The sequence below is a fragment of the Bilophila wadsworthia ATCC 49260 genome (assembly GCF_000701705.1).
Lineage (GTDB): Bacteria > Desulfobacterota > Desulfovibrionia > Desulfovibrionales > Desulfovibrionaceae > Bilophila > Bilophila wadsworthia.
Window position 1 is genome coordinate 1 of the sequence record NZ_JNJP01000055.1, and the last position, 24,864, is coordinate 24,864.

Sequence of the window (24,864 nt, forward strand, 5' to 3'; positions counted from 1 at the left end):
AGGAGGGAGAGGGGTGGGGTTTGGGGAGGGGAGAGGGCCCCTTCTTCAGAAGGGGGCCCTCTCCCCTCCCCAATACTCATCTATCCCTATTTCTTCTCTTTCTCAGGGGGAATACGCGCGTCGATGACCTTGACGCCGAATTCGGCGGCGTTGTCCGGCGGGCTGTAAAAAACGACCATGAAGGGAACCTCTCCGCCGGGGAGGACATTGGTATTGGTCGCCATGATGTCGATCTTGTTGGCGAGGGCCTGCTCGATGTCCTGCTCGCCGAGGACCTGCAGCTGGAACAACGACAGGGACGTGCCCGCAAGCTGCTGCTTGGAAACCAGCGCGTTGCCCGCGGAATCGTACAGCGACGCTTCGATGCGGATCAGTTCGCGCGGCTGGTTGAAGCCGTTCACGACCTTCCCTTCGACCACCGAAATGTTGCCGAGCTTCTCGTTGCTGATGTTGTACTGCCGCACGCCGCGCAGGGCGATGTTCTTGACCAGCTCCACCGGGTCCTGCTTCTTGGGCGGCGCGATCATCTCCTTCACGGTGTCGAAGAGGGGCGTGTAGGTCCAAGCCCACCACGTGCCTCCGGCCACCGCGCAGAGGATCAACAGCGTCAGCACCCAACCCCATATCCCGCCCTTCTTCTTGGGCGGCATGGAGAGGGACGGGGAAGAGAGGCTCAAGTCCGGCTCCATACGGATCTCCGCAGGCTTCACGCCGTCGGAAAGCTGGAACACGTGCTTGCACACCGAACAGCGCAATTTGGCCCCCGGAGCGGCCTGCGTTTCGGGCAGATTGAATTTGGTACTGCAATTAGGGCATGTAACGATCATAGGGACTCCGCCATTCGTCATTCTTCTATTTCAGCCTCGTAGATCGCCGGGAGTTCCCGATAACTCTCAGCGTAGTCTAGACCATACCCCACGACGAACCCGCTAGGCAAGGTAAACCCGACGAAGTGAGAAGTGACGGGCACCTCGCGCCGCTCGTTCTTGTCGACCAGAACCGCAAGCCGCAGGCTCCGCGCTCCGCGCGCCTGAAACTGGCGGTACAGGAAATCCATGCTGTGCCCGGTGTCCACGATGTCCTCCACGATGAGCACATGCTTGCCTTCGAGCGGGATTTCCACGTCCTTGGTGAACGTGATCGTCTTGGAACGCTGCGCCGCGCTGCCGTAGCTGGCGAGGCGCACAAAATCGAGTTCCGGCTTACAGGTGAGATGCCGGACGAGATCGGAAAAAAACATGAACGCGCCCTTGAGCACGCACACCACGACCAGAGGCTCGTCTTTATAAAGTGTGCTGATCTCTCCGGCCATTTCCTTGACGCGCGTCTGGATGGCTTCTTCGCTGATCAGAGGTTTGAGATTTGTAATACGCATGTAAAAGGCTCCTTCGGGGACGGCAACGTCCCGCGAGGCGGGTTAGATTTCCAGCAGGACCGCCGTTTCGTCGCAGTCCGGGAATTTGGGGCAATTCACGCAGTCCACCCAAACCTTCTGGGGCAGCACTTCCTTTTCCACAATGGAAAAGCCGAGCGCATTGAAGAAGGGCAGCTGGTAGGTCAGGGCAAACAGGCGGTGGATGTCCAGCTCGCGGGCTTCGGCGATGCAGGCTTCCACAATCAGCCGACCGCATCCCTTCCGGCGCGCATGGGCGGCCACAGCCAGCGAGCGCACTTCGGCCATGTTCTCCCAAATGATGGACAGGGCCCCGCAGCCGACGGTGGCCCCGTCGCCCTCCACGACGAAGAAGTCGCGCAGGTGACCGTACAGATCGGTCAGGGAACGCGGCAACAGCAGGCCGTCGGCGGAACTCGTCATCAAAAGGGCGTGGATGGCCCGGATATCGCCCATGCGGGCCTTGCGAACGCTCAGGTTCATCGACTTCCTCCCCTCAGGGGGTAGCCGCCGTTGATCCGGCCCGCCAAACAGGCCGGGAAAACGGCGTCCGGGAAACGGCGGGTCCCCCGGACGCATACCAAATCAATTGAGAAGGCCGCTGAACGCTTCCTCAAGGTCTTCCTTGCCGACCATGCCGGGGCCTCCGGCGACCAGCTTGCCGGTCTTGTCGTACAGCAGGTTGAACGGAATGGACGAGATCCCGAACAGGGCGGGGACGTCGGGCTCCGCGAGGTAAACCGGGTAGTTGAAGTTCATAGCCTCGGCGAATGATTCCAACTTCCCGCGATCGCTGTCAAGCGAAATACCTACGATGACCACCTTGTCGGCAGGATAGGCTTTGCGTATACTGATAAGTTCGGGGATCTCCTCCCGGCAGGGCGGGCACCACGTGGCGAAGAAGTTGATGAAGACGAGCTTGCCCTTGTTGGCTTTCACGATATCGAGAACCTTCTCACTGGAGATGCCGGAGATGGCATCGGCCTTCTGAGGGGCGGCGAACGCGGGCAGGGCCAGCACGAGGCAGGCCAACAGGGCGATCAGGCAGGAAAGACGGCGCATGGCTGTTCCTTTGGGTTACTGGTTCTTGCGGGCCGCGATGAGGCTCTTGGCGAGCCGCACGGCGTCCACGGCATCGGACGAATAGTTGGCCCCGATGCTTTCCGCGAATGCCGGGGTCACGACCGCGCCCCCGACCATCACGTCGACCCCGAGGCCGCGCTGCTTCACGAGATCGACCGTGTCCCGCATACGGACCATCGTGGTGGTCATCAGCGCGGAAAGCCCGATGAGATCGGCCTTGTGCGCGACGGCGGCCTCGACGATGGCTTCGGCCTTCACGTCCTTGCCCAGATCCACGACCTTGAAGCCGTGGTTGCCGAGCATGAGGCTGACGATGTTCTTGCCGATGTCGTGAATATCGCCCTCAACGGTGGCGACAACGATGATTTTCTGCGCTTCGGCATTGGCTTCGCGTTCCAACAGCGGCTTCAGGCGTGCGAAAGCCGTCTGCATGGTTTCGGCGGAGCGCAGGAGCTGGGGCAGGAAATATTCGCGGCGCTCGTATTTCGAGCCCACTTCGGTGATCGCGGGGATGAGCCGCCCGCGCACGAGTTCAAAGGGATCGGCCCCGGCTTCCAGCTCCTTTTCCACGAACCCGACCACGCTTTCGCGGTCGCCGAGAATCACGGCCTCCTCCACGGTCTGCGCCGTGGCCCGGGCGAACGCGGCGGCGTCCGCCGTCCCGCCGTTGCCCGGCGTCCACATGGCATAGCCGTTCACGAACGCGGCGGCGTCCCGGTCATGGCCCATGAGCACGTCCCCGGCGGCCTTGGCTTCACGCAGGCGGCCGCTTGAGGGGTTGGCGATGCAGGAGCTGAGCCCCGCGCCCATCGCCATGCTGAGGAACGTCGTGTTCACGAGTTCGCGGGCGGGCAGGCCGAAGGAAATGTTGGACAGGCCGATGGTGGTCGCAAGGCCGTGCGCGGCGCACCAGCGGATCGTCTCAAGGCCCTCGCGGGCCGCTTCGGCCTTGGAGGCCACGGCCAGCGCCAGCACGTCCACGAGCACAAGGCGGCGCGGGATGCCGAGCATGGCGGCCTTGTCGAGCATGTTCTCGATGATGGCGATGCGGTCCGCCGCCTTCACCGGCAGCTTGCGGCCCTGAATGGGCAGCAGGATGAACGGCGCGCCCCACTGCCTGCACAGCGGACCGAGATGTTCCATACGGTCGGCTTCGCCGCTGATGGAGTTCACCAGCGGGGAACCGGGGCAGAACGGCAGGGCCGCGGCAATGGCTTCCGCGTGCGAGGAGTCGAGGGAAAGCGGTTCGGCGTATTTTCCGGTGAGGCGCTGCACGAGTTCGGGCAGGAGCAGCGCCTCGTCGACCATGGGCGCGCCCACGTTCACGTCGAGGATCGGCGCGCCGAGGGCCACCTGCTCGGAGGCGAACCGCATGGCGAGGCCGTATTCCCCGGCCTGCAATTCCGCTTGCAGATCTTTCTTGCCCGTGGGATTGATGCGTTCGCCGATGATCTTGAACGGCTCGGCGGGGCTGACGCGCACCAGCCGGGTGCGGGTGGTCAGCACGATGCCGGAAGGCGTCACCGCAGGGGCGGGACAGGGGCCGACGGCGTCGACGGCCCGGCGCAGGGCCGCGATGTGATCCGGGGTCGTGCCGCAGCAGCCGCCCACAAGCCGCGCGCCCATGCCGACGAAGGCCGCCGTCTTTTCGGCGAACGGCTCGGGGGGCAGGCGGAACACGGTCTTGCCGTCCACCAGCTCGGGCAGGCCCGCGTTGGGCTCGGCCAGCACCGGCACGCACGAACAGGCGAGGAAGCGCTCCATGAGCGGGGCCATCTGCTCGGGCCCGAGGCCGCAGTTCAGGCCGAGCGCGTCCACGCCGAGGTTCTGCATGGTTTCCGCGAAAATTTCCGGGGTCGTCCCGGTGAGGCTCGTCCCCTGCTCGAAGGTCATGGAAACCATGATCGGCAGGTCGCTTTCGGCCCGGATGGCGGCCACGGCAATGCGCACTTCCGCCAGATCGAACTGCGTTTCGATGAGGAACAGATCCACGCCGCCTTCCACAAGGCCGCGCGCCTGTTCGCGCAGGGCTTCATACAGCTCCAGCGGGTGCAGGTCCCCAAGCGGACGCACGAACTGCCCGCACGGCCCCATGTCGCCGGCGACGAAGGCTTCCCGGCCGGCGGCGTCCACGGCGGCGCGGGCGATCCGGGCCATCGTGCGGTTGAACGGCGTGACGTCGATGCCCGCCGGAAGCTTGAGGCGCGAGCCGCCGAAGGTGCACGTCAGAATGATGTCCGCGCCCGCGGCGAGGTAGTCGGCGTGGATCCCCCGGAGCACGTCCGGCCGATCGAGGCAGAACTGTTCCGGGTGTTCCCCGGCGGGCAGGCCCCTTGCCTGCAACATGGTCCCCATGCCCCCGTCGAGCAGCAGGGTACGCCCGGAGGCGAGTGCGCTACGAAAATCCGCCACGCGGTTCTCCTTTATGATATCCTGCCCCTTCACGGGCGGGCAGGTCTTGAATGGCTCGTGAACAGGAGCCCGCACCAAACGGCACGGGCTCTCCCCTTGGGTTTCTGTCTACTGAAAATCGTTGAAAAGGACAAACCAAAACTATAGCATCCGATTGAGGAGCCGCCCCGTACGGGCCTCCCCCGCATGATTTTTTTCGTAACACCATGAGGCGTGTCCGCGCGGAGCGCCCCGCCCGGCGCCGGAGCCCGGACCACCGCCCTCAACTCTGATAAACGGATTTATGGCAAAAGGACGTACAAATCATATGAGCCGTCGCATTTCCACCAAGGCCGCCGAGAGCGGCCAGACGACCGGCGGGCCCGCCGACGACGCGATCGCGCCCCCGGTTTCTTCCGCAACGGCGGCTGAAGAGCATCATACCGTTGTGGAACCCGAAATCATCGAACCGGAGATCCTTCCCAAACAGGCCTCCGGAAAAACCGCCGCCCACAAGGCCGCAAAACCCATGGACGTTACCGACGCCGAGGACGAGGACAGCGAAGACATCGGCGACGATCTGCCCGAAGACGACGTGGCCGCGCTCGACCCCGACGCCGACATCCTGCCCGAAGGCGATACCCTGCCCGCACCGTCGCAGCAGCACCTGCCTTCCCTGTCGTCCAGCAAGGACTCGCTGCACCTCTACCTGCGCGAAGTGAGCCGCTTCCCCATGCTCAAGCCGGACGAAGAGTTCGATCTGGCCCGCCGCGTGCAGAAGACCGGCGACAGCGACGCGGCCTTCCGCCTGGTGTCCTCGCACCTGCGGCTGGTGGTCAAGATCGCCATGGACTTCCAGCGCCGCTGGATGCAGAACGTGCTCGACCTCATTCAGGAGGGCAACGTCGGCCTCATGCGGGCCGTCAACAAGTTCGACCCGGACAAGGGGATCAAGTTCTCCTATTACGCGGCGTTCTGGATCCGCGCCTATATCCTCAAGTTCATCATGGACAACTGGAGGATGGTCAAGATCGGCACGACGCAGGCCCAGCGCAAGCTGTTCTACAACCTGAACCGCGAACGCCAGAAGCTCATTGCCGAAGGCTTCGACCCAGACGCGGCGACCCTTGCGGAGCGCCTCGGCGTGGGCGAGGATCAGATCGTGGAGATGCAGCAGCGGCTGGACGCCTCCGACATGTCCCTCGACGCCACCGTCGGCGACGAGTCCGGCAGCGCCACGCGCATGGACTTCCTGCCCGCGCTCGGCCCGGGCATTGAGGAAAGCCTCGCGGGCATGGAAATCGCCGAACTGCTCCAAAGCAAAATCCGCGACATCCTCCCCTCGCTTTCCGAAAAGGAAGCCTACATCCTCGAGCACCGCCTCCTGACCGACGATCCGGTCACGCTGCGGGAAATCGGGGAGCGCTACAACGTCACCCGCGAACGGGTACGCCAGCTTGAGGCACGCCTGCTCCAAAAGCTGAAGACCCATCTCTCCACCGATATTCAGGACTTCTCCGAAGACTGGATCTCGCACTAGGAGGAAAACAACGTTCCGGATACACAATCTCCGGTTGTTGTTCGTTCCCGTTTAGGGTATTCGTTATCCCCTGTTATCGTGTTTCAACCCCCAGAGTTTGCTCATGAGCTTCCGCATTCGCCTCACTCATCCCGCGGCCCCGCTTGCGGCTGCGCCATCCCACGCCCGCCGGGGAAATTCCCGCTGCGGCGCGGGTCTTGTCCGCAATCTGCTGCGCGGGATGGTCTGCGCCGTGCTGACCGTGCAGATGCTCACCGGGTGCGCCCGCAGTACGCCGCAGGAACCCGTGCAATGGGACCTCTCGCCCGAGGCCCAGCGTACCTACGCGACCCTCCTGCTCGACCAGTCCATCCGCGGCGACGACAAGGAAGGCGTCCTTGAAGCCGTAAAACTCCTCCTGACGCTGGAAAACAGGCCGCAGCCCTTCATCGACGCGGCGGCATGGCTCATGCTCAACCGGGAAACCAGCGAGGCCCGCAGCCTGCTTGAACAGGCCGTCAAGCGCGTGCCCGGCGATCTCGGCCTGCACCTCCTGCTCGCCGAAACGTGGCTCGAACAGGGCGACAACGAGCAGGCCCTCAAGATTCTGAAAGAATACCGCAAGCAGCGCCCGGACTCCGAACTCGTGCAGCAGGAGCTCGGCATCCTCTACGTCAAAACCGGGCACTTCAAGGACGCCGACAAGGTGTTCTCGGCCCTGCCGCAGCGCCTGCGGACGTCTTTTGTCCGCTATGCCCACGCGCAGGCCCTCGTGGGCCTCAAACAGCCCCATAGGGCCATCCAGCAGCTCCGGCTCGCCGTACAGGAAAGCCCGGAATTCGTCGACGCGTGGTTCGAGCTGGCCCGCCTGCTGGAAGCGGACAGGCAATTCTCCGAAGCGAACGAAATCTATAACAGCCTGATCGAGCAGGACCCGGACAATCCGGACATCTGGATCAGGATGGTCGAAGGCCAGATCCGCGCCGGAAAGGGGCAGAAAGCCCTGGACTACGCCCTGAACGGCCCCGCCACCTACGGCTACAAGCTCACGGCGGCGACGCTTTTTCTGGACGCGAGGATGTACCCCGAGGCGGAGGCCCTGCTCGACGGCCTCAAGAGCGATCCCAATGCGCCGGACGAGGTGCATTTCTACCTCGCCGCCATCGCCTACGAATACCACAAGGACGTGCAGGAAACCCTGAACTTCCTTGAATCCATTCCCCCGGAAAACCGTTTTTACGACCGGGCGCTGCGCCTGCGCATCCAGCTGCTGCACGATCAGCAGCGCTATGAAGACGCCATGCAGCTCATCCTTCAGGGCCAGAGCCAGTTCCCCACGGAACGGGATTTCCGGCTCATGGAGATCCACCTGTACCTGTTGCAGGACCGCTACAAGGAAGCCCTGACCGCAGCCACGGCGGCGCAGCAGATCTGGCCTTCGGACGACGAAATCGCCTATGTCTACGGCAGCGTGCTGGATTCCCTCGGCCGCAAGCGCGAGGCCCTCGCCGTGATGGAATCCATCGTCGCCCGCAATCCCGAGGATTATCAGGCCCTGAACTATGTGGGCTACTCGCTGGCCGAGCAGGGCAAGGATCTGGACCGCGCGGTCTTGCTGCTCGAAGCGGCGCTCAAGCAGGCCCCTGACCATGCGTACATTTTGGACTCCCTCGCCTGGGCGCACTTCCGCCGGGGCGAGAACGCCGAGGCATGGGCGCTCGTCCGCCGGGCGACAAGCCTCCCCGACGGCGGCGATCCCACCATATGGGAACACTACGGCGACATTGCCAACGCCCAAGGGCTCAAAAACGAAGCGCGCACAGGATGGGAACGGGCCCTCGAACTGGACCACCCGAATCCTGAAACCATACGCAAGAAGCTGAACTCGCTATGAACATCCGCCTTTCCGCTCCCTTCCGCCTGATACTTGCGGCCTTGCTCGTCCTGTCGCTCCAGGCCTGCGCCACGCGCGGCACGGAGATCGGGACGTCCGCGCCTTCGGACGCCTCCAACGCCGCGTGGCAAGCCTACCAGGGCTATGCCTCCGCCCGCGCCTCGGATCACGATCCGTACCGCCTGAGCGGCAGCCTCCGCTACGGTTCGCAAGGCGACACGCGCCGCGTGGAAACCCTGCTCTGGAGCAACGGCTATCTGCCCATACGCCTCGACGTCATGGCCGGGATCGGCGCGCTGGTGGCCCGCATCCAGGAAACGCAGGACAGCTTCACGGCCTACGCGCCCAACGAGAACAAGGCCATCGTCCACAAAGGCCCACAGCGTGTGCAGCTCAATTTCGGCAGGCCCGTGCCCTTCTCCCTGCGCGACTTCTCCTCGCTCATGCGCGGCCGTTTCCACGAAGTCTTCGGCGCGGCCGAGGGGCTCAACCCCCGCGCCCTGCCCAACGGCGACATCGCCTTCACGCTCTCCGGCGGCATCCTGCCGGGGATGCTGGAACTGCGGCCCGACGGCCTGCCCGTCCGCTGGTCGGCGGAAAAGGGGTGGGTCATGGATATCACCTATGACGACGGCAACCCGCCTCTGCCCTACAAGTTCAAGCTGACGCATCCAGACGGCTATTCCGCCATTCTGCTGGTCAAGGACCGCCAGAAGCCCAATGCGGCATTCCGGGACGACCAGCTTGCCCTGGAGCTTCCGGCGGGTACCATCATCGAACCCATCAAGAAGGGGGGCAACTGATGGACTTCCAGACGTCTCTGAACCGTATCGAAGAACTCTTTCGGATCATGTATCTGGGCCTGTGGGTGCTGTGGGCCGAAACGCGCTGGATTGCCGGGCCGGATATCGGCTACCAGCGCCGCCTGACGCTCATGCGCCGCCGCCAAGAAGCCATCCAGGACGAGCTGTCGCGCATGGCGACCCTCGCCGATCCCCGGCGCGAACAGCTTGCGGGCGACCTTGCCCTGCTTGAAGGCGATATCGTCCGGCTTGAAAAAGACCGGGAAGCCCACCGCGCCGGGCACCTCGCCCCGCTCCGCGCCCGGTTCGGGTGGTTGCTTTAAGGCGGATGGGCGTTGAACAGGACGCCTTGAGGAGGGAAACTTTTCTGAAAAAACGTTCCCTTCCCCGAGCCTTCCGGCGCGGAGCCCATCCCTCTTTTTCCAAAGGCTTTCCTCATCGGGCGAACGCTTCGGCGGGCATTTCCTTTTTTTCCGGGAAACGGTACAGAAGAAATCAGTAATGGCGGGCAAACACTCATCGCCCGCCTGTTGACACTTCGCCATGCACGCTTATGAAAAAGGCAGGCATGTCCTTTTTTTATTGGAACCGTCCCCAGCGGGGAGCTTTTCTCACATCAAAAAAAGACAGGAAAACGATGGCTACCGTCTATATCGGCTCCGATCACGCCGGACTGGAACTCAAGGCCGCGCTGGTAAAGCGCCTTTCCGAAAAAGGGCATGATGTCCACGACCTCGGCCCCGCCACCACGGAAAGCTGCGACTACCCCGTCTATGCCAAGGGCGTATGCGGCAAAGTCCTTGCCGACGCGGGCAACGCCACGCCCGGCGACGAACCCGCCTCTTTCGGGATCCTCGTGTGCGGGACGGGCATCGGCATGAGCATGACCGCCAACCACATCCCCGGCATCCGCGCGGCGCTGTGCGGATGCGAATTTCAGGCCCGCGCCACCCGCCAGCACAACAACGCCAACGTGCTCTGCCTCGGCGAGCGCGTGACCGGCCAGGGCGTGGCCCTCGACATCGCGGAACTGTTCCTGAACACCGCTTTTGAAGGCGGCCGCCACCTCCGCCGCATCAACCAGATAGAAGGATAAGGGCCGAGCCCGTCCGGAAACGGCTTTGGGCCGCAACGGACGGCCTCACCAACACGCCCGCCCCATACGGCAGGCGGCGGATTTCCTTCCGCTTGCTTCCGGACCCGCGCGTAACGGAACTCCCGCCGTGCGGCCTCCCCACCAGCCAAAGTTTTTGCGGGTGGGGGTCCGGGGAGGGCGCTTTTGACGAAAAGCGCCCTCCCCGGCTCCCCCTTTCCCCGCGTCCAAAGGAGCCTCCATGCAGTTCTACAATACCATGTCCCGAAAAAAGGAAACGTTCACGCCCGTCCGCAAGGGGCTGGTGGGCGTCTACGCCTGCGGCATCACGGCCTACGCCCTGTCGCACATCGGACATGCCCGTTCCGCGGTGGCGTTCGACATCCTGGTGCGCCTGCTCCGCTATAAAGGCTATGAAGTCACCTTCGTCCGCAATTTTACCGACGTGGACGACAAGATCATCAAGCGCGCCAACGACGAGGGCGTTTCCAGCACCGAAATCGCGGAAACCTACATCAAGGCCTACCATGAGGACATGGACCGCCTCGGCGTGATCCGCGCCGACATCGAGCCCAGGGCCACCGAGCACATTCAGGAAATGCTCAACCTCACCGAGCGCCTCATCGCCGACGGCAAGGCCTACGCCACGCCTTCCGGCGACGTGTATTTCCGCGTGCGCTCCTTCCCCGGCTACGGCAAGCTGTCCGGCCGCACGCCCGACGACCTGCGTTCCGGCGCGCGCGTCGTACCCGGCGACGAAAAGGAAGACCCGCTGGACTTCGCCCTCTGGAAAAGCGCCAAGCCCGGCGAACCCTACTGGGAAAGCCCGTGGGGCAAGGGACGCCCCGGCTGGCACATCGAGTGCTCGGCCATGAGCGAGAAATACATCCCCCTGCCGCTGGACATCCACGGCGGCGGGCTTGACCTCATCTTCCCCCACCACGAAAACGAAATCGCCCAGACCGAGGCCGCGCTCGGCAAGCCCCTCGCCAATATCTGGATGCACAACGGCTTCGTGCAGGTCGATTCCGAAAAGATGTCCAAGTCGCTCGGCAACTTCAAGACCATCCGCGACATCCTCGAAAGCTACCTTGCCGAAACCCTGCGCTACTTCCTCGCCGGGAAGCACTACCGCAGCCCCATCGACTTCTCGCTCGACAACATGGACGAGAGCGAGCGCAGCCAGAAGCGCGTCTACGAATGCCTGCGCGAAGTGGACAAGGCGCTGGCCCGCGAGAACTGGAAGCCCGGCGCGGCTCCCGCCGAGCTGGTGGAAGAGCTGAAACAGCAGGATCAGTCCTTCATGGACGCGCTGGAAGACGACGTGAACACCGCCGCCGCCATGGGGCACCTCTTCAACATGGTCCGCATCGCCGGGCGCGTGCTCGAAGACAAAAAGCTCCGCAACAGCGAGGGCGGCCGCGACATCCTCAGGGCCTTCCGTGACGCCACCGCGAAATGGGACACCCTGCTTGGCCTGTTCGCACAAAAGCCGGAAGGCTTCCTCGCTTCCCTGCGTGAAATCCGCGCCCGCCGCAGGGGATTGGACATGAACAAGGTAGCCGGGCTCCTCCGCGAACGGCAGGAAGCCCGCGCAGCCAAGGACTTCGCCCGTTCCGACGCGGCCCGCGACGAGCTCGCGGCCCTTGGCGTGGAAGTCCGGGACACCCCCGAAGGCCCTGTATGGGATATCATCTGAACGCACGCTACGGTGCGGCCGGGAACGCTCCCGGCCGCCTCTGGCGCGGCCTCGTCGCCGTGATCCTCTCGTTCGCCCTGTTCCTGCAGGGCGCGATCCCGGTGCAGGCCGCGCTTTTCGGCAGTTTCGGCGTCAAGGACGAAAAAGAACTCGGACGCAAGTTCGACGTGCTCGTCCGCTCCCGTATGCCGCTTGTGGAAGACCCCGAAATCAAGGGCTACATCCAGTCCATTGTGGACCGCCTCTCCAAAACCTTCCCCCCGCAGCCCTTCCCTTTCACCGCCAACGTGCTGCTGCACAACAGCATGAACGCCTTCGCCGTGCCGGGCGGTTCCGTCTTCGTCCACACCGGGCTCATCATGCAGCTTGACCACGAGTCCGAACTCGCGGGCGTGCTCGGCCACGAACTGGCCCACGTCACCCAGCGCCACATCGCCACCCGCATGGAGCGGGCGCAGGCCGTCACCATCGGCAGCCTCGTCGGCGCGCTGGCGGCCGCTCTCCTGGGCGGCGGGCAAGGCAGCGGGGCCATCTTCGCGGGCAGCGTGGCCGCCGGGCAGGCCGCCATGCTCAACTACAGCCGCATGGATGAAACCGAAGCCGACCAGATCGGCCTGCAATACCTCACCTCGGCGGGCTATCGTCCGCAGGGTCTGCAAGGCGCGTTCGAGAAGATCCGCCGCAAGCAGTGGGCCTCGGGCATCGACATTCCCGAATACCTGTCCACCCACCCCGACGTGGGCGGCCGCATCAACGAGATCCACGCCCGCATCCAGGGGCTTCCCGCCGCCGTACGCAACCGTAAGGACGACGACACGCGCTTCAACCGCGTCAAGACGCTGATCTGGGCCCGCTATGGCGATCCCGACGCGGCGGCCCGGTTCTTCGCCAAACAGCTTGAAGGCAAAAAGCCCGATTGCCTCGCCTACATGGGGCAAGGCATCCTCGCCGAACGCCGCAATCAGATCAAGGACGCTGACGCGGCCTTCTCCAGGGCGCTGGCCTGTGCGCCCGGCGACGCTCTCGTCGTACGCGAGGCAGGGCGGTTCTATTACAACAAGGGCGATGCCCGGGCCGGAAGAACACTGCTCCGGGCGCTGGAGCTGGACCCCAACGACATCATGGCCCAGTTCTTCTACGCCCGGCTGCTGGACGGCAGCGGCGACAAGGCTTCCGCCCACAAATACTATCAGCAGGTCCTCCGCAGGCTCCCGCAGGACGCGGAAGTGCATTACTACTATGGACGTTCGCTCGGCGAGGCCGGGAAAGTATTCGACGCCTACCTGCATCTCGCCTACAGCTCTCTGTATCAGAACGACAAGCGCAAGACCGAAAGCTGGCTCAAGCAGGCCCGCCCGCTTGCCCGAACGCCCGTAGAGCAGGATCAGCTCAAGCGCTTTGAAGCCATCTACGCCGAACGCCAAGAGGTGTGGAAATAAGTGGGGGAGTAGGATGGATGCTTGGGGAGGCCGAGCTGAAGGGGTTCATCCCGGCGGCGGTAATGCCTGAACGCCCCTCTTTCTTTGGGAGAAGGTATATTCCCATCAAAAACGGTTCCGCGGCGGGGCGAGCCCGATGCGGAACCGTTTTTTTGTATCTTCAATGGAACTCTCGGGAAGGAACGGGAACGGAAGGCGTTCCCCGGAGAGCCAAGGGAGCGTCTTCAGTGGGCGGTGCGTGCCTACAGAGAGTTGAAGTCGCGCAGGTTCGAGCGTCCCTGAATACCGAGCTTCCGGTAAATGCGGCGCAGGTGGACACGCAGCGTCGTCTCGGTGATGTTGAGCTTCACGCTGATTTCCAGATTTTTCATGCCGGTCTGCACCAGTTCGGCGACTTCGCGTTCGCGGGGCGTCAGCTGTTCAAACGGATCTTCCTGAATGATCGGCACAAACGCCTCTTCCAGCGACCGCCTCGGCGTCGTGACCATCAAGTGCCGCAACGGACGCCGGATCAAGTACACGAAGAACAAACCGAGAATGGCACCGATGGTCAGCAAATGCATGAACAGCGCATGTGAACTGAGATAGCTGTTGTGGATATTGTCCGCAAACTTCCACAGCAAATACCCGCCCATGGAACCAAACAGCGTCAGCAGGAAAAGTGCCCTGGATAACGTGCGGAACAAGAAACCGCTCCTCTGGAAGAATTGGTGCAGGACAAACAAGCCGAACGCGGCGCAGCAGCCGGAAGACAACTGCATGATATAAAAGGCTACGGAATTCAGCGGCTGAGAAGGGAAAACCGAGGTCAGCAGGGAGCCGCATCCGAACAGAGACAGGCCGAGCATAGGGACCAGCAAGGAGTGGCTCGGGAAGAAGGCGATCAATGACGAAGCGAGAAACGCCCCGGAAATTTCTCCGGACATGATGAGAAAGGCATGTCGCTCCAACGGCGGTTCGAGCATCAGGTTGAAGGACACCATCGGACAACCAATTGAGAAATCAAGTAAAATCTGAACACCATACATAATTGGGAACACGCACAGAACCAGATAGACGCTTCCCTGCTTGGAGAGAATATCCAGATAGGAAAGGCGGCGCAGCAAAAGCCCGCGCAAGAGGACGCCCTTGACCCGAGTCGAGAACAGGCGTTGGCGGTAGTGGCGCCGGATACGCCTCCGGATGTCGTCTGAAGGCGGCATGGCGAAGAATATCAACGGGATCGCCAGAATGGGAAACAGCATCCTGAAACGGGCCAGCGACTCTGCCGGGGCCGTATCCAAAAGCAGGGAAATAAGGATGCTGAACGTGATTGCCAGGCCATAGGAGATGCCGCTCCAAACTCCGGGCAGCAGGGTCACAAGCACAAACCAGATCAGGCCGAACAAAGCCGAAACCGTTCCGAGCAGCCACGGCATGAGGCCATCCAGACAAGGCGGCAAGGAAAACGTCAATACCAACAGCAGCAGGATGGCGCAGAGTTGAGCGAGGATGAGAGGCGTACTTAAATAATAGTCGGCATTCGGAAAGGGCTTCCGGCGAAAGGCCACGCGATCCAACGGGAAAGCGTGAAAGAGACGCTCCATGACGGGACAAAGCGCGAGCAGCATGATCATTTTAAAGAAAATACTTCCCGACAGCGTCCCGAAGAAACCGAACGGCGTCGGCATACTGACCGCCTCAATATAGTCGCGAAGCCACAATGTGTGCATCGACGGAAGCCAGTCCCATCCCGCGGACATAGCGAAACCGAGTGCCGCCGTGAAAGCTTGAACGCAGCTCATTACCTGTTTCTCCCCGGAAGGAGCGGCAGACGGCGGATAGGTTATGATTTCATCAAACTCGGAAACATTGCGTTCCTGATGTCTCATGTCAATATCCATCTTTGGTGTAGAGGGTCCCCCGAGCGCGGTATTCCCACACTCCCCTCATGGCCCGGCGCTGTCCTACGCCGAAGCCCATCCAGCGTGTTGCCCCTCCGGCATCCAGCCGATTACGGAAACAGCACCCATTCCGTATGTCCCGGAACGTGTTCCCGAAGTTGCGTCCCTATGCGAATGTGCCCACAAAAGCACATGCGCTGACAAAGATCAACAGAAAAACTATATCTAATATGCTATTTAACAATTTTCCCCTCTTCAAGTAATGGACGCCTACCAAGGATTCTGCAACAAAGAACCGATCGCCACTGTAGCCGCCGAGGAAAACCGTGCCTTCCAATACCCCTGCCGAAATCAGCCCCCTCCTGTCGCAACTTGGCCCTTCCGGGCCTGAAGGGCTCCGACGCTGTGCCCGAAATGCCAGCACGCGCTGGAAAATCCTGCTCCCGCTCTCCGTGTGTTTCCTGCTCGCCGGGCTTGCCGGGCTTTTCCTCAGGCCGGATCGGCGGCCCGATCTTCCTTTGCTCCAGAAGCGCTTCGAACTGCTCATGACCTGGACGCTTCCCGAAATCCATTGCGACGACATGCACCTTTCCGGCCTGCACAAGCAAGGGAAGGAGTGGCTTGCCACCTATCGCTTCGTGGTCTACGCCACACAGGGCTCGGAAGCCTCTCCCGTCATCAGGGCCCGCCTGAAACGGCGTTTTCCCGAATGCGGCGAACTGCTCTTCCAGACCGGAAAAGCCTGTACGGTGGAAGAACGTGTCCGTTTCGTCCCCGTCCAACAACACGGCCTCGTCCCGGAAAAGGTCATCCTCGATTACCCCGAGCTCCTTTCCCAGATGTGACCGCTCCAGCCGGCTTTCCTAGGGAGCCCGGCATCAGTTGAGCACGAGCGGCGACCAAGCTTCAAGCTCCCTCCGGACGGCCTTCCAGTTGGGCAACAGCCGCTCAAGGACGGCGTAATACCGCTGGCTGTGGTTATGTTCCTGCAAGTGAGCTATTTCATGAAGTAAAACATAATCGAGGCACTGCGGGGGCGCTTTGATGAGATGCGTATTGAGCGTAATCACCCCGCTTCCCGTGCAGCTCCCCCAGCGACGCCGCATCGTGCGCACACGCCACGTGGGAACCGCCGTAAGCCAAGGGATACGGGGGCATAACGCTGCTAACCTATACGCTATATGCTTTTGTATTTGTGTCTTATACCACAAGAAAAGCTGTTTGTGTACCGTCTCGGGATCGTCCGAATCCACTCTTAACTGAATAAGTTGTGATCTTCCAGTAACAACGGACTGTCCAATTTTTTCATCGGAGGACAAAAAATTTTTTTTGACGCCGCATACAACGAGTTGAAGCCGGCAGTAGGTCCCTAAAAAAAGATGCTCCTCACCATCTGTGTAATACAACGGAGACGGCTGTGGACAACTCTGTATTTCACGTAAACGATCTAAAATCCACCCCCCTCGCGACTGAATGGCGGCGAAAGCCTCTTTTCGAAGCAGGAACGGGGGAAGGATGACTTCCACCTTCCCCGCGCGGGTCACCCGGATAAGCGTGCGCTTGCGCCGGAGCGATCCGCGACGGATGGTAAAAGCGATGGATTGGCCGTTCCAGAGAAGGTGTTCGACACCTTCCTCCGGGCCTTCGGATGATTTCTGGGCAAAGCAAGAGAACCGCACGGAACACTCCTTAAAAACAGGGAAAGGGCACCATAAGCGGAATAACAAAAAGAGCAAAGGGGTGTCCCTTATAGCCGGATACGTTCCTTGAGGGAATCATAAACAGGGGGACAGTGCAGGAGGTTGGCTACCTTACAGGCGATCAGCCCCGCGAGCAAACTGCCCGGAAGGCAGGTGTACGTGCCCGACATCTCCGTAACGAGGACAATGCCCGTCAGCGGCGCGCGCACCGTTGCCGCAAAATAGCTCACCATGCCGAACAGCACATACGGCTGCACCGAACCGGACGCCAGCCCGTGCGCGGCCAACGCCGAGACGGGCAGTTCCGCCCAGAGCCTCCCCCACAGCGCGCCGAGGCACAGAATAGGCATAAGGAGGCCGCCCGGAATGGACGCGACGGTGCTGTACTGGGCGAACAGGTACTTGAACGCGAGCAAAAGGATAAGCGTCTTCAGGGCCACATCGTGCTCGCCCACAAAGATGATCAGGCTCTCGCCCCCGCCGATCAGCAGAGGCGCGAACAGCGCGAGGCATCCGGCGAGCAGCAGCGGCGGCAAGGCCCTCCAGCGATCCGGGATCAGCGTCTGTCCGGCCTCCCTATCGTGAAGCCACAGCAGGGTCTTGTTGTATCCCACGCCGAGCACCCCAAAGACGGCGCCTTCCAGCGCCACGATCCAGAAAGAGGACAGCGGAGGCGCTTCGAACCCCGCAAACGGAAGGATGCGCCCCATGCCGAAGACAATGCGGATCATGAGGTGCGCGCCGATGGCCGACGCACACGCCGCCACAATCAGCGAGGTATCCCGCCGGGACTTCATTTCCTCGAAGGCGAACAGCACCCCGGCGGCGGGTGCCCCAAAGGCGGCGGCAAGGCCCGCCACGGCCCCGGCCACAACATAGGGGCTTCCGGTCAGGGCATGGGGAGCCGCCGGCCTCCAAAGCGCATGAAACCCCGCGCCCACGGCCCCGCCCATCTGGATGCTCGGGCCTTCCCGGCCAAGGGCAAGCCCGCCGAACAACGCCAGCCAGCTCCCTAAAAATTTTGCGAGCAATACACGCCACCATGTAAAGGAAAGACGCCCGGCCAGCGCCAACTCCGTCTGCGGAATACCCGAGCCGCTGATGAGCGGCTCCTCCCTGACGATGCGCCTGAGGATCACGGCCAGCGCAACCAGTACGCCGAACCAGATCGGTACCGTCCACCATACCTCGCGCCACTCTTCCAGCCAAAGCGCCACACGCGCCGCGGCCCGATCGTGGGACAACCGGAGAAGCCCGACCACGCACCCGGCGCAAAGCCCCGTCGCCAGGCCGCGCATGGCCAGCATGGGCAGGACGGACTTTGCGGATGTGGAATGAATCGGATTGGACATGAAACGTGCTCCTTGTTCCCGCCCCCCGCACGCCGGAGGAACGAATCTTTATGATGAGACAACCTGCTTTCGTTTGATACTATTTATTCCATATTGCCTTATAGGTGAATATTCCGTACTTCTGCCTACAGGCATCATCAAAAACAGGACAGGCCACCCTGTCAAAGGAGACTATCATGTTTTACGACCTGCTCGTGCATGTGGATCTGCCTGATGAATCCCGCTTCGTCATGGCTCTCGGCAATATCAACAACTATCTCGCCGCGCTGAACGGCGAACCCTGCACCGTCGTCCTGCTCGCCAACGGCGGGGCGGCCCGCTTCCTCGCCCGGAAAGACAACGCGCAAACCGAAGCCATCGAGAAACTGGCTCAGGCCGGGGTTTCCTTCCGCGTATGCGCCAACGCCATGAAGAAGGTCCCCATCACCAAGGAAGACCTGCTCCCCTGCGTCGAAGTCGTGCCCGCCGGCGTCGTGGAAATCGTCCGCCTCCAACGCGAAGACTTCGCCTACATCAAGCCGTGATCACCAAAACAGCCGGGGCCTCGTTGTCCTGAAGGCCCTTTCCCCTCCACCGAAACCTTCGGCGGAGGGCTTCCTTTTTATGAAGGCGACATGAAAAAACACATTATCATAGGCACCCTCTTCGCGTTTGTCCTGCTCGCCTCCGTGGCGCGGGCTTCGGAAACCGTCGAGCGAACCGATTTGGCGGATATATTCCAAGGCTTTGACGGCACATTCATCATGTATGACGAAGGGGCCGACCGCTATACGGTCTTCAACAAAACCCTGAGCGAAACCCGCCTTCCTCCCTGCTCCACCTTCAAGGTTTTCCATGCGCTCATCGGGCTGGACAGCGGCGTTCTGGACCGCGACGACGCCCGCACCCTCATGAAATGGAACGGCAAGCCCTCTTCCATCGCCGCGTGGAACCATGACCAGACGCTGGCCTCGGCCATGCGCCATTCGGTGGTCTGGTATTTCCAGCGCGTCGCAACGGGCATCGGAGAGGAACGGATGCAGCGGGGGCTGGACCGTATCGGCTACGGCAACCGCGACATTTCCGGGGGGCTGACCCGGTTCTGGCTTCAGTCCTCGCTCAAGATTTCCCCGCGCGAACAGGTCGGCCTCCTGCGCGCCCTCTTCAACGGCTCCCTGCCCTTCGCCGCCGAGGACATCGCCGTCGTCAAGCGGGACATCACGCTGTCCTCCGGGAAGGGCTTGCGCTTCATGGGCAAGACAGGCTCAGGCTCGGACGACGCCGACAGGGGCATCATAGGCTGGTTCGTCGGCGGCGTGGAAACCCCGCACAACCGCTGGTCATTCGCCGTGAACATCCAAGGGCCGGACGCCTCCGGCGTGCGGGCCCGGGGCATCGCCGAAGCGGCGCTCAAACGGCTCAGCATCCTGCCCTAGCGTCCCTGCCCCACCGAAAGGCGGTTGCGCCGCCGCCCCTCAAAAGTTACAACTCTTTCCGGCAGTTCACTCGCTCACCATTCCCATGTCACACGCGGGAATGGTGAGCGCGCTCGCAAGCGCGAACCGTTTTTCCGCCGTGCGGCCTGCCTCCCTATCCAGATCTCCACTCTAACCCACTGAAACGTCATGAACAAACCTTTCAAGCAGGATTGGCGCTACGCGCAGGCCAACCGCGAAGCCCTGCTGACGCTGGGGGCCTACGGCCTGTACTTCGTCTGGTGGTACGCGTGCGCCTACGGGCTCGGCGACGGCGACCCGGAAGGGTATGACTACATCTTCGGACTCCCCGCATGGTTCTTCCTGAGCTGCATCGCGGGCTATCCGCTGCTGTCGGCGCTCCTGTGGTTCATGGTCCGCCGGTTCTTCAAGGACATCCCCCTTGATGAGGAAGGCGGCGCGCCCAAGCGGGAAGGCCTTGAAGTCACCGACGAACGCCACCCGGAGGCATTCTGATGGCCGAGCTCAACACCATTGTCCCGGTCGTCATCTACCTGTCCTTGTCCTTCCTCGCCGCGCTGTGGGCCCGGAAACAGTCCCAAAAGACCTCGGACTCCCACGGGTTCATCGAGGAATATTTCATCGGCGGCCGCTCCATGGGCGGCTTCGTGCTCGCCATGTCCATCATCGCCAGCTACACCAGCGCGAGCAGCTTTGTGGGCGGCCCCGGGGTGGCCTACAAGCTCGGCCTGAGCTGGGTTCTGCTGGCCATGATCCAGGTCCCCACGACCTTCCTCACGCTCGGCGTGCTCGGCAAGCGCTTCGCCATCATGGCCCGCAAAACCCGATCCGTGACCCTGACCGACTTCCTGCGCGCCCGCTACCGCAGCGACGCCGTGGTCGTCCTCTGCTCGCTGGCCCTGCTGGTCTTCTTCATGGCGGCCATGCTGGCCCAGTTCATCGGAGGGGCGCGGCTCTTTCAGGCCGTGACCGGCTATCCCTACATCGTCGGGTTAGCGCTGTTCGGGCTCACGGTCATCCTGTACACCGCCGTGGGCGGTTTCCGGGCCGTGGTGCTCACGGACGCCATCCAGGGCATGGTCATGGTTTTCGCCTCCGTCGTGGTGCTCGTCGCCGTGGTCAACGCGGGCGGCGGCATGGAACGGTGCGTCGCCACCCTCAAAGCCATCGATCCCGGCCTGATCACGCCCATCGGCCCCGGTGACGCGGTCCCGCAGCCCATGATCCTGTCCTTCTGGGTACTCGTGGGCCTCGGCATCCTCGGCCTGCCGCAGACCTCGCAAAAATGCATGGGCTATAAAGATTCGCGGTCCATGCACGACGCCATGATCATGGGTACGCTCATCATCGGGTTCCTCCTCCTGTGCGTGCACCTTGCCGGGACGCTCGGCCGCGCCGTCATCCCCGATCTGCCCGCAGGGGATCTGGCCATGCCCACGCTGATCATGAAGCTGCTTTCGCCCTTCTGGGCTGGCGTGTTCATCGCCGGGCCGCTGGCGGCAATCATGTCCACGGTGGACTCCATGCTCCTGCTCGCCTCCGCCGCGATCATCAAGGATCTGTACATCCATTACGGGCTGAAAGGCGACGCGTCGCGCATGACGCCCGCACGCCTGCAAACCATGAGCCTCGTCTGTACCGCCGTCATCGGACTCATCGTTTTCGCCGCCGCCATCGAACCGCCGGATCTGCTGGTCTGGATCAACCTCTTCGCGTTCGGCGGGCTTGAGGCCGTTTTCCTTTGGCCGATCATCCTCGGCCTCTACTGGAAGGAAGCCAACGCCTCCGGCGCGGTCGCCTCCATCGTGGCGGGAGTCGCCTGCTTCTTCGCCCTCAGCATCCTCAACCCTGGCATGGGCGGCATCCACGCCATCGTGCCCACGTCCATCGTCGCCTTCGCGGCGTTCGTCATCGGCGCGAAGTGCGGCCGCCCGGCTTCGGAGGAGGTTATCCGCCTGTTCTGGGGCGAAGGGAACGGGACAAGCTGAACTCATGAAACTCTTGGGGAAGGGAAACGCTTCTGAGGGAAGGGGGGAGAGCACCCATGCTTCCCCCCCTTCCCTCAGAAGCTCCCTTTCCAAAAGACTTTTCCATATATCGAATCCCCGCTCAGAGTTTTTCCCGAGCGTAACGCCTTTGACCGGCTCTGAAATATGAAGAAGGCCTTGCCCCAAAGCCGGGAACAGCCTATCCGATCTACAAATACCTTCCCTTTCCAGACTTGCCACGGGTTGATCCTTTAAAAAGGATTAACCCGTTTTTCTTTGTCTTTTCAAAAAGATACCCTCACATCCCAGTTTTTTCCTCCCCTCTGACCTTTCCTCTTATTGACAAGATTCATCATACATCATATTTCGTTAATCAACGAATTAAGAGGGACGTACAACGGAACTCCTTCCGCGCCGCCTCCCCACCAGCCAAAAAGTTTAGGGGGATGTGGGGAGGGGTCCGGGGGAGGGGAGAAGGAGACCCTTTCCAAAGGGGCCCTTCTCCCCTCCCCCGGCTCACCACTCCTCCCATCTCTCCCCCAAAAAAGGAAAACGCCATGTTCGACTTCCTGACCACCTGCCGCGCGCTTGCCGACGAAAACCGCATACGCATCCTCATGGCCCTGAGAGGCCGCCAGCTCTGCGTATGCCAAGTTACAGCCTTTCTGGATCTGGCCCCGTCCACAACCTCGAAGCACCTGTCGATCCTGCGGCAGGCCCGCCTCATCGAAAGCAACAAACAGGGCCGCTGGGTCTACTACCGGCTTGCGGACGACTCCCCGCGCCCCAATATCCGGGAAGCCCTGGCATGGATGAAGGATTCCCTCGCCAACGATCCGACCATCATCGAGGATGAAGCCCGCATCGCGGAAATCCTGCGCGCCGAAGAAGCCTGCGGCTTCGGGCACGGAGAATCCGATTGCTTCCATTCCCTTGAAGTGCATTCGCTCGCCCAGCGCTTCGAAAACGCGCCGCAAGAAGAGGAAAACCATGACTAAGCGCTACGCCGTACACAATCTCCGTTGCGCCGGGTGCGCCGCCCGGATCGAAGACGCCATTGCGGGCCTCCCCGGCGTGAAATCCGCCGCCATCAACCTCGACAGCGCCCGGCTGCGCGTCGAAGGCGAACAGCCCGAACTCGCGGCGATGATCCGCCTTGCGGACGCCATCGAACCGGGCACCCTGTTCTCCGAGATGGACGAAAACGAACCGCTTCCGGAAAGCAGCGAACCGCAGCCCTCCCTGTTCCGTTCCGAATACAAACTCTGGATCGCCGCAGCCCTGTTCGCCGTCGGCATGATCTTCGAGGAACGCCTCGACGCCTTGCTGACCCCGTTCGTCGCCAAGGCGGTATTCTTCGGCATCCCCTACCTGCTCTGCGGCCTGTCCGTCCTCAAGAAGGGCTTGCAAAGCCTGCTCAAGTTCGACTTTTTCAATGAATACACCTTGATGGGCGGCGCAACCATCGCGGCTGCGGCCATCGGCCAACTGCCCGAGGCCGTGGGCGTCATGCTGTTCTACTCCATCGGCGAAGCCTTGCAGGATCGCGCGGCGGGCAACTCGCGGCGCTCCATCCGGGCGCTGCTGGCGGCCCGGCCCACAGTGGCGCATCTGATTGAGGAAAAAGACGGCAAACAGATGGTGAACGACGCCGATCCCGCGGAAATCCGGCCCGGTATGCGCATCCTTGTGAAGCCCGGCGAAAAAATCCCGCTGGACGGAACCGTTCTGACCGGCTCCTCGCAGGTGGATACGTCCCCCCTGACCGGCGAATCCGTGCCGGTGTCCGTGGGCGCGGGCAAGCAGGTCTACGCCGGGACGGTCAACCTTGAAGGCGCGATAACCGTGGAAGTGACCTCCCGTTTCGCCGACTCGTCCGTGGCCCGCATCCTCGAGCTCGTCGAGCAGGCTTCCGCGAACAAGGCCCCCATCGAACGCTTCATCACCCGCTTCGCCCGCTACTACACGCCCGCCGTGGTGTTCATCGCGGCCCTGGTGGCGGTCATCCCGCCGCTGGCCGGGCACGGGACGTTCGACGAATGGCTGTACCGGGCGCTTGTCCTGCTGGTCATCTCCTGCCCCTGCGCGCTCGTGATCTCCATTCCGCTCGGCTACTTCGGCGGCATCGGCGCCGCGTCCAAGAAGGGTATCCTCGTCAAGGGCGGGCATGTGCTCGACGCCCTGCACAACATCAAGACCGTGGCTTTCGACAAGACCGGAACCTTGACCCGAGGCGTCTTTGAAGTAACCCGCGTCCTGCCCGCCGAGGGAGCTTCCGAGGAAGACGTGCTCAACGCCGCCCGGCTGGCGGAAAGCCGCTCGACGCATCCCATCGCCCGCGCCATCATGAAAACGGCTCCCGGCTCGCACGGTTTTGCTCTGGAAGCGGTGGAATCCAAGGAAATCCCCGGAAAGGGCCTCTCCGCAGAGCACAAGGGGCGGACGCTCCTTGTCGGCAACGCGCTCCTGCTTCAGGATGCGGGCATCAGCGTGCCCTCGCTCCCCGCCGGTCAGGGCAGCGTCGTTTATGTCGCCGTCGGCAATGCCTATCTCGGGGCCATTGAAGTATCGGACGTGTTGCGGCCCGAATCCGCTCCCGCCATCGAATCCCTGCGCGGCCAAGGTATTGAAAGGCTGGTCATGCTGACGGGCGATCGCCCCGAAAGCGCCGCCATCGTCGCCAAGGAATTGCATCTCGACGAGTACCGCGCCGGGCTGCTCCCCGAAGGCAAGGCCGCCGAGCTGGAATCGCTCGGCCCCCGGCAGTCCGTACTTTTTGTAGGTGACGGCATCAACGACGCCCCTGTACTCGCCATGTCCGGTGTCGGCGTGGCAATGGGCGGCCTCGGTTCGGAAGCGGCCATTGAAGTGGCGGACGCGGTCATTCTGGACGACTCGCCCTCGCGCCTGCCGGAAATGTTCTCCATCGCCGCCAAGACCCGCGTGGTCGTCTGGCAGAACATCGTCATGGCGCTCGGCATCAAGGGGCTGTTCATGGTCCTTGGCGTCGTCGGGCTCTCCGGCCTCTGGGAGGCCGTTTTCGCCGACGTCGGCGTCGCCCTCCTCGCCGTCCTCAACGCGACCCGTACCGCACGTTAAGAGGAAAAGGGGGAGAGAAGCATTGGGGAGGGGGAGGAGAAACTTTCTGAAGAAAGTCTCTCCTCCCCCTCCCCAAACCCCACCCTCTCCTC

General features: G+C 62.4%; 22 protein-coding genes. 14 read left to right on the top strand and 8 right to left on the bottom strand.

All coding sequences use genetic code 11. From position 1 onward, the window contains the following. Window positions 1-86 precede the first annotated feature (86 nt). From T370_RS0115540 to T370_RS0115560, 5 genes are all read right to left on the bottom strand, one after another. Complete coding sequence (locus tag T370_RS0115540; protein ID WP_005028535.1) at window positions 87-827, bottom strand: DUF3426 domain-containing protein; 741 nt, start codon at window positions 825-827, stop codon at window positions 87-89. Window positions 828-844: 17 nt separating this feature from the next. Then, a complete protein-coding gene (gene hpt / locus T370_RS0115545) occupies window positions 845-1,375 on the bottom strand; it encodes a hypoxanthine phosphoribosyltransferase (RefSeq protein WP_005028534.1) in 531 nt (176 codons plus the stop codon). A gap of 42 nt (window positions 1,376-1,417) precedes the next feature. After that, entirely contained in the window at window positions 1,418-1,876 is a 459-nt protein-coding gene (locus T370_RS0115550) for an N-acetyltransferase (RefSeq protein ID WP_005028532.1), read from the bottom strand. A gap of 102 nt (window positions 1,877-1,978) precedes the next feature. Next, a complete protein-coding gene (locus T370_RS0115555) occupies window positions 1,979-2,455 on the bottom strand; it encodes a TlpA family protein disulfide reductase (protein ID WP_005028531.1) in 477 nt (158 codons plus the stop codon). A gap of 15 nt (window positions 2,456-2,470) precedes the next feature. Continuing rightward, a complete protein-coding gene (locus tag T370_RS0115560; RefSeq protein ID WP_029436261.1) occupies window positions 2,471-4,888 on the bottom strand; it encodes a homocysteine S-methyltransferase family protein in 2,418 nt (805 codons plus the stop codon). Between the two features lie 307 nt (window positions 4,889-5,195). Between T370_RS0115560 and T370_RS0115565 the strand changes: the two genes are divergently transcribed. From T370_RS0115565 to T370_RS0115600, 7 genes are all read left to right on the top strand, one after another. Then, the gene (locus T370_RS0115565; protein WP_005028528.1) at window positions 5,196-6,407 is read left to right on the top strand and encodes an RNA polymerase factor sigma-32; all 1,212 of its coding nucleotides are present in this window, start codon (window positions 5,196-5,198) and stop codon (window positions 6,405-6,407) included. Window positions 6,408-6,510: 103 nt separating this feature from the next. Beyond that, a complete protein-coding gene (locus T370_RS0115570) occupies window positions 6,511-8,280 on the top strand; it encodes a tetratricopeptide repeat protein (RefSeq protein WP_005028526.1) in 1,770 nt (589 codons plus the stop codon). After that, window positions 8,277-9,083, top strand: coding sequence for a hypothetical protein (locus T370_RS0115575; RefSeq protein ID WP_005028525.1), 807 nt, complete (start codon window positions 8,277-8,279; stop codon window positions 9,081-9,083). The genes T370_RS0115570 and T370_RS0115575 overlap by 4 nt, the downstream gene beginning before the upstream one ends. Then, window positions 9,083-9,406: a hypothetical protein gene (locus tag T370_RS0115580; RefSeq protein WP_029436262.1), complete on the top strand. Its 324-nt coding sequence runs from the start codon at window positions 9,083-9,085 to the stop codon at window positions 9,404-9,406. Before T370_RS0115575 ends, T370_RS0115580 begins: the two co-directional genes overlap by 1 nt. A gap of 314 nt (window positions 9,407-9,720) precedes the next feature. Beyond that, entirely contained in the window at window positions 9,721-10,179 is a 459-nt protein-coding gene (gene rpiB, locus T370_RS0115590; protein ID WP_005028521.1) for a ribose 5-phosphate isomerase B, read from the top strand. A 238-nt stretch (window positions 10,180-10,417) separates the two neighbouring features. Beyond that, window positions 10,418-11,875, top strand: coding sequence for a cysteine--tRNA ligase (gene cysS / locus T370_RS0115595; RefSeq protein WP_005028519.1), 1,458 nt, complete (start codon window positions 10,418-10,420; stop codon window positions 11,873-11,875). After that, on the top strand, window positions 11,860-13,314 hold the full coding sequence (locus T370_RS0115600; RefSeq protein ID WP_029436263.1) for a beta-barrel assembly-enhancing protease: 1,455 nt from the start codon (window positions 11,860-11,862) through the stop codon (window positions 13,312-13,314). The genes cysS and T370_RS0115600 overlap by 16 nt, the downstream gene beginning before the upstream one ends. A 242-nt stretch (window positions 13,315-13,556) precedes the next feature. Here T370_RS0115600 and T370_RS0115605 read toward each other — a convergent pair whose 3' ends face one another. Beyond that, a complete protein-coding gene (locus tag T370_RS0115605; RefSeq protein WP_248604275.1) occupies window positions 13,557-15,185 on the bottom strand; it encodes a helix-turn-helix transcriptional regulator in 1,629 nt (542 codons plus the stop codon). Between the two features lie 338 nt (window positions 15,186-15,523). Between T370_RS0115605 and T370_RS0115610 the strand changes: the two genes are divergently transcribed. Continuing rightward, a complete protein-coding gene (locus tag T370_RS0115610) occupies window positions 15,524-16,042 on the top strand; it encodes a hypothetical protein (protein WP_005028514.1) in 519 nt (172 codons plus the stop codon). A gap of 33 nt (window positions 16,043-16,075) precedes the next feature. Here T370_RS0115610 and T370_RS0115615 read toward each other — a convergent pair whose 3' ends face one another. After that, a complete protein-coding gene (locus tag T370_RS0115615; protein WP_005028511.1) occupies window positions 16,076-16,876 on the bottom strand; it encodes a M48 family metallopeptidase in 801 nt (266 codons plus the stop codon). A 68-nt stretch (window positions 16,877-16,944) separates the two neighbouring features. After that, complete coding sequence (locus T370_RS0115620; RefSeq protein WP_005028509.1) at window positions 16,945-18,249, bottom strand: chloride channel protein; 1,305 nt, start codon at window positions 18,247-18,249, stop codon at window positions 16,945-16,947. A gap of 176 nt (window positions 18,250-18,425) precedes the next feature. Here T370_RS0115620 and T370_RS0115625 point away from each other — a divergent pair, with 176 nt between their 5' ends. The 6 genes from T370_RS0115625 (at window position 18,426) to T370_RS0115650 (ending at window position 24,772) form a co-directional block, all read left to right on the top strand. Continuing rightward, entirely contained in the window at window positions 18,426-18,773 is a 348-nt protein-coding gene (locus T370_RS0115625; protein WP_029436265.1) for a DsrE family protein, read from the top strand. A 90-nt stretch (window positions 18,774-18,863) separates the two neighbouring features. Further along, window positions 18,864-19,664, top strand: coding sequence for a penicillin-binding transpeptidase domain-containing protein (locus T370_RS0115630; protein WP_029436266.1), 801 nt, complete (start codon window positions 18,864-18,866; stop codon window positions 19,662-19,664). Window positions 19,665-19,853: 189 nt separating this feature from the next. Beyond that, the gene (locus tag T370_RS0115635; protein WP_005028503.1) at window positions 19,854-20,180 is read left to right on the top strand and encodes a YhdT family protein; all 327 of its coding nucleotides are present in this window, start codon (window positions 19,854-19,856) and stop codon (window positions 20,178-20,180) included. Further along, window positions 20,180-21,673 carry a sodium/pantothenate symporter gene (panF, locus tag T370_RS0115640; protein ID WP_156034448.1) on the top strand — a complete coding sequence of 498 codons (1,494 nt, stop codon included), beginning with the start codon at window positions 20,180-20,182 and terminating at the stop codon, window positions 21,671-21,673. Before T370_RS0115635 ends, panF begins: the two co-directional genes overlap by 1 nt. Before the next feature lie 557 nt (window positions 21,674-22,230). Beyond that, window positions 22,231-22,671, top strand: coding sequence for an ArsR/SmtB family transcription factor (locus tag T370_RS0115645; protein ID WP_005028499.1), 441 nt, complete (start codon window positions 22,231-22,233; stop codon window positions 22,669-22,671). After that, window positions 22,664-24,772, top strand: a complete 2,109-nt coding sequence (locus T370_RS0115650) for a heavy metal translocating P-type ATPase (RefSeq protein WP_029436268.1) — start codon at window positions 22,664-22,666, stop codon at window positions 24,770-24,772. Before T370_RS0115645 ends, T370_RS0115650 begins: the two co-directional genes overlap by 8 nt. Window positions 24,773-24,864: the final 92 nt, after the last annotated feature.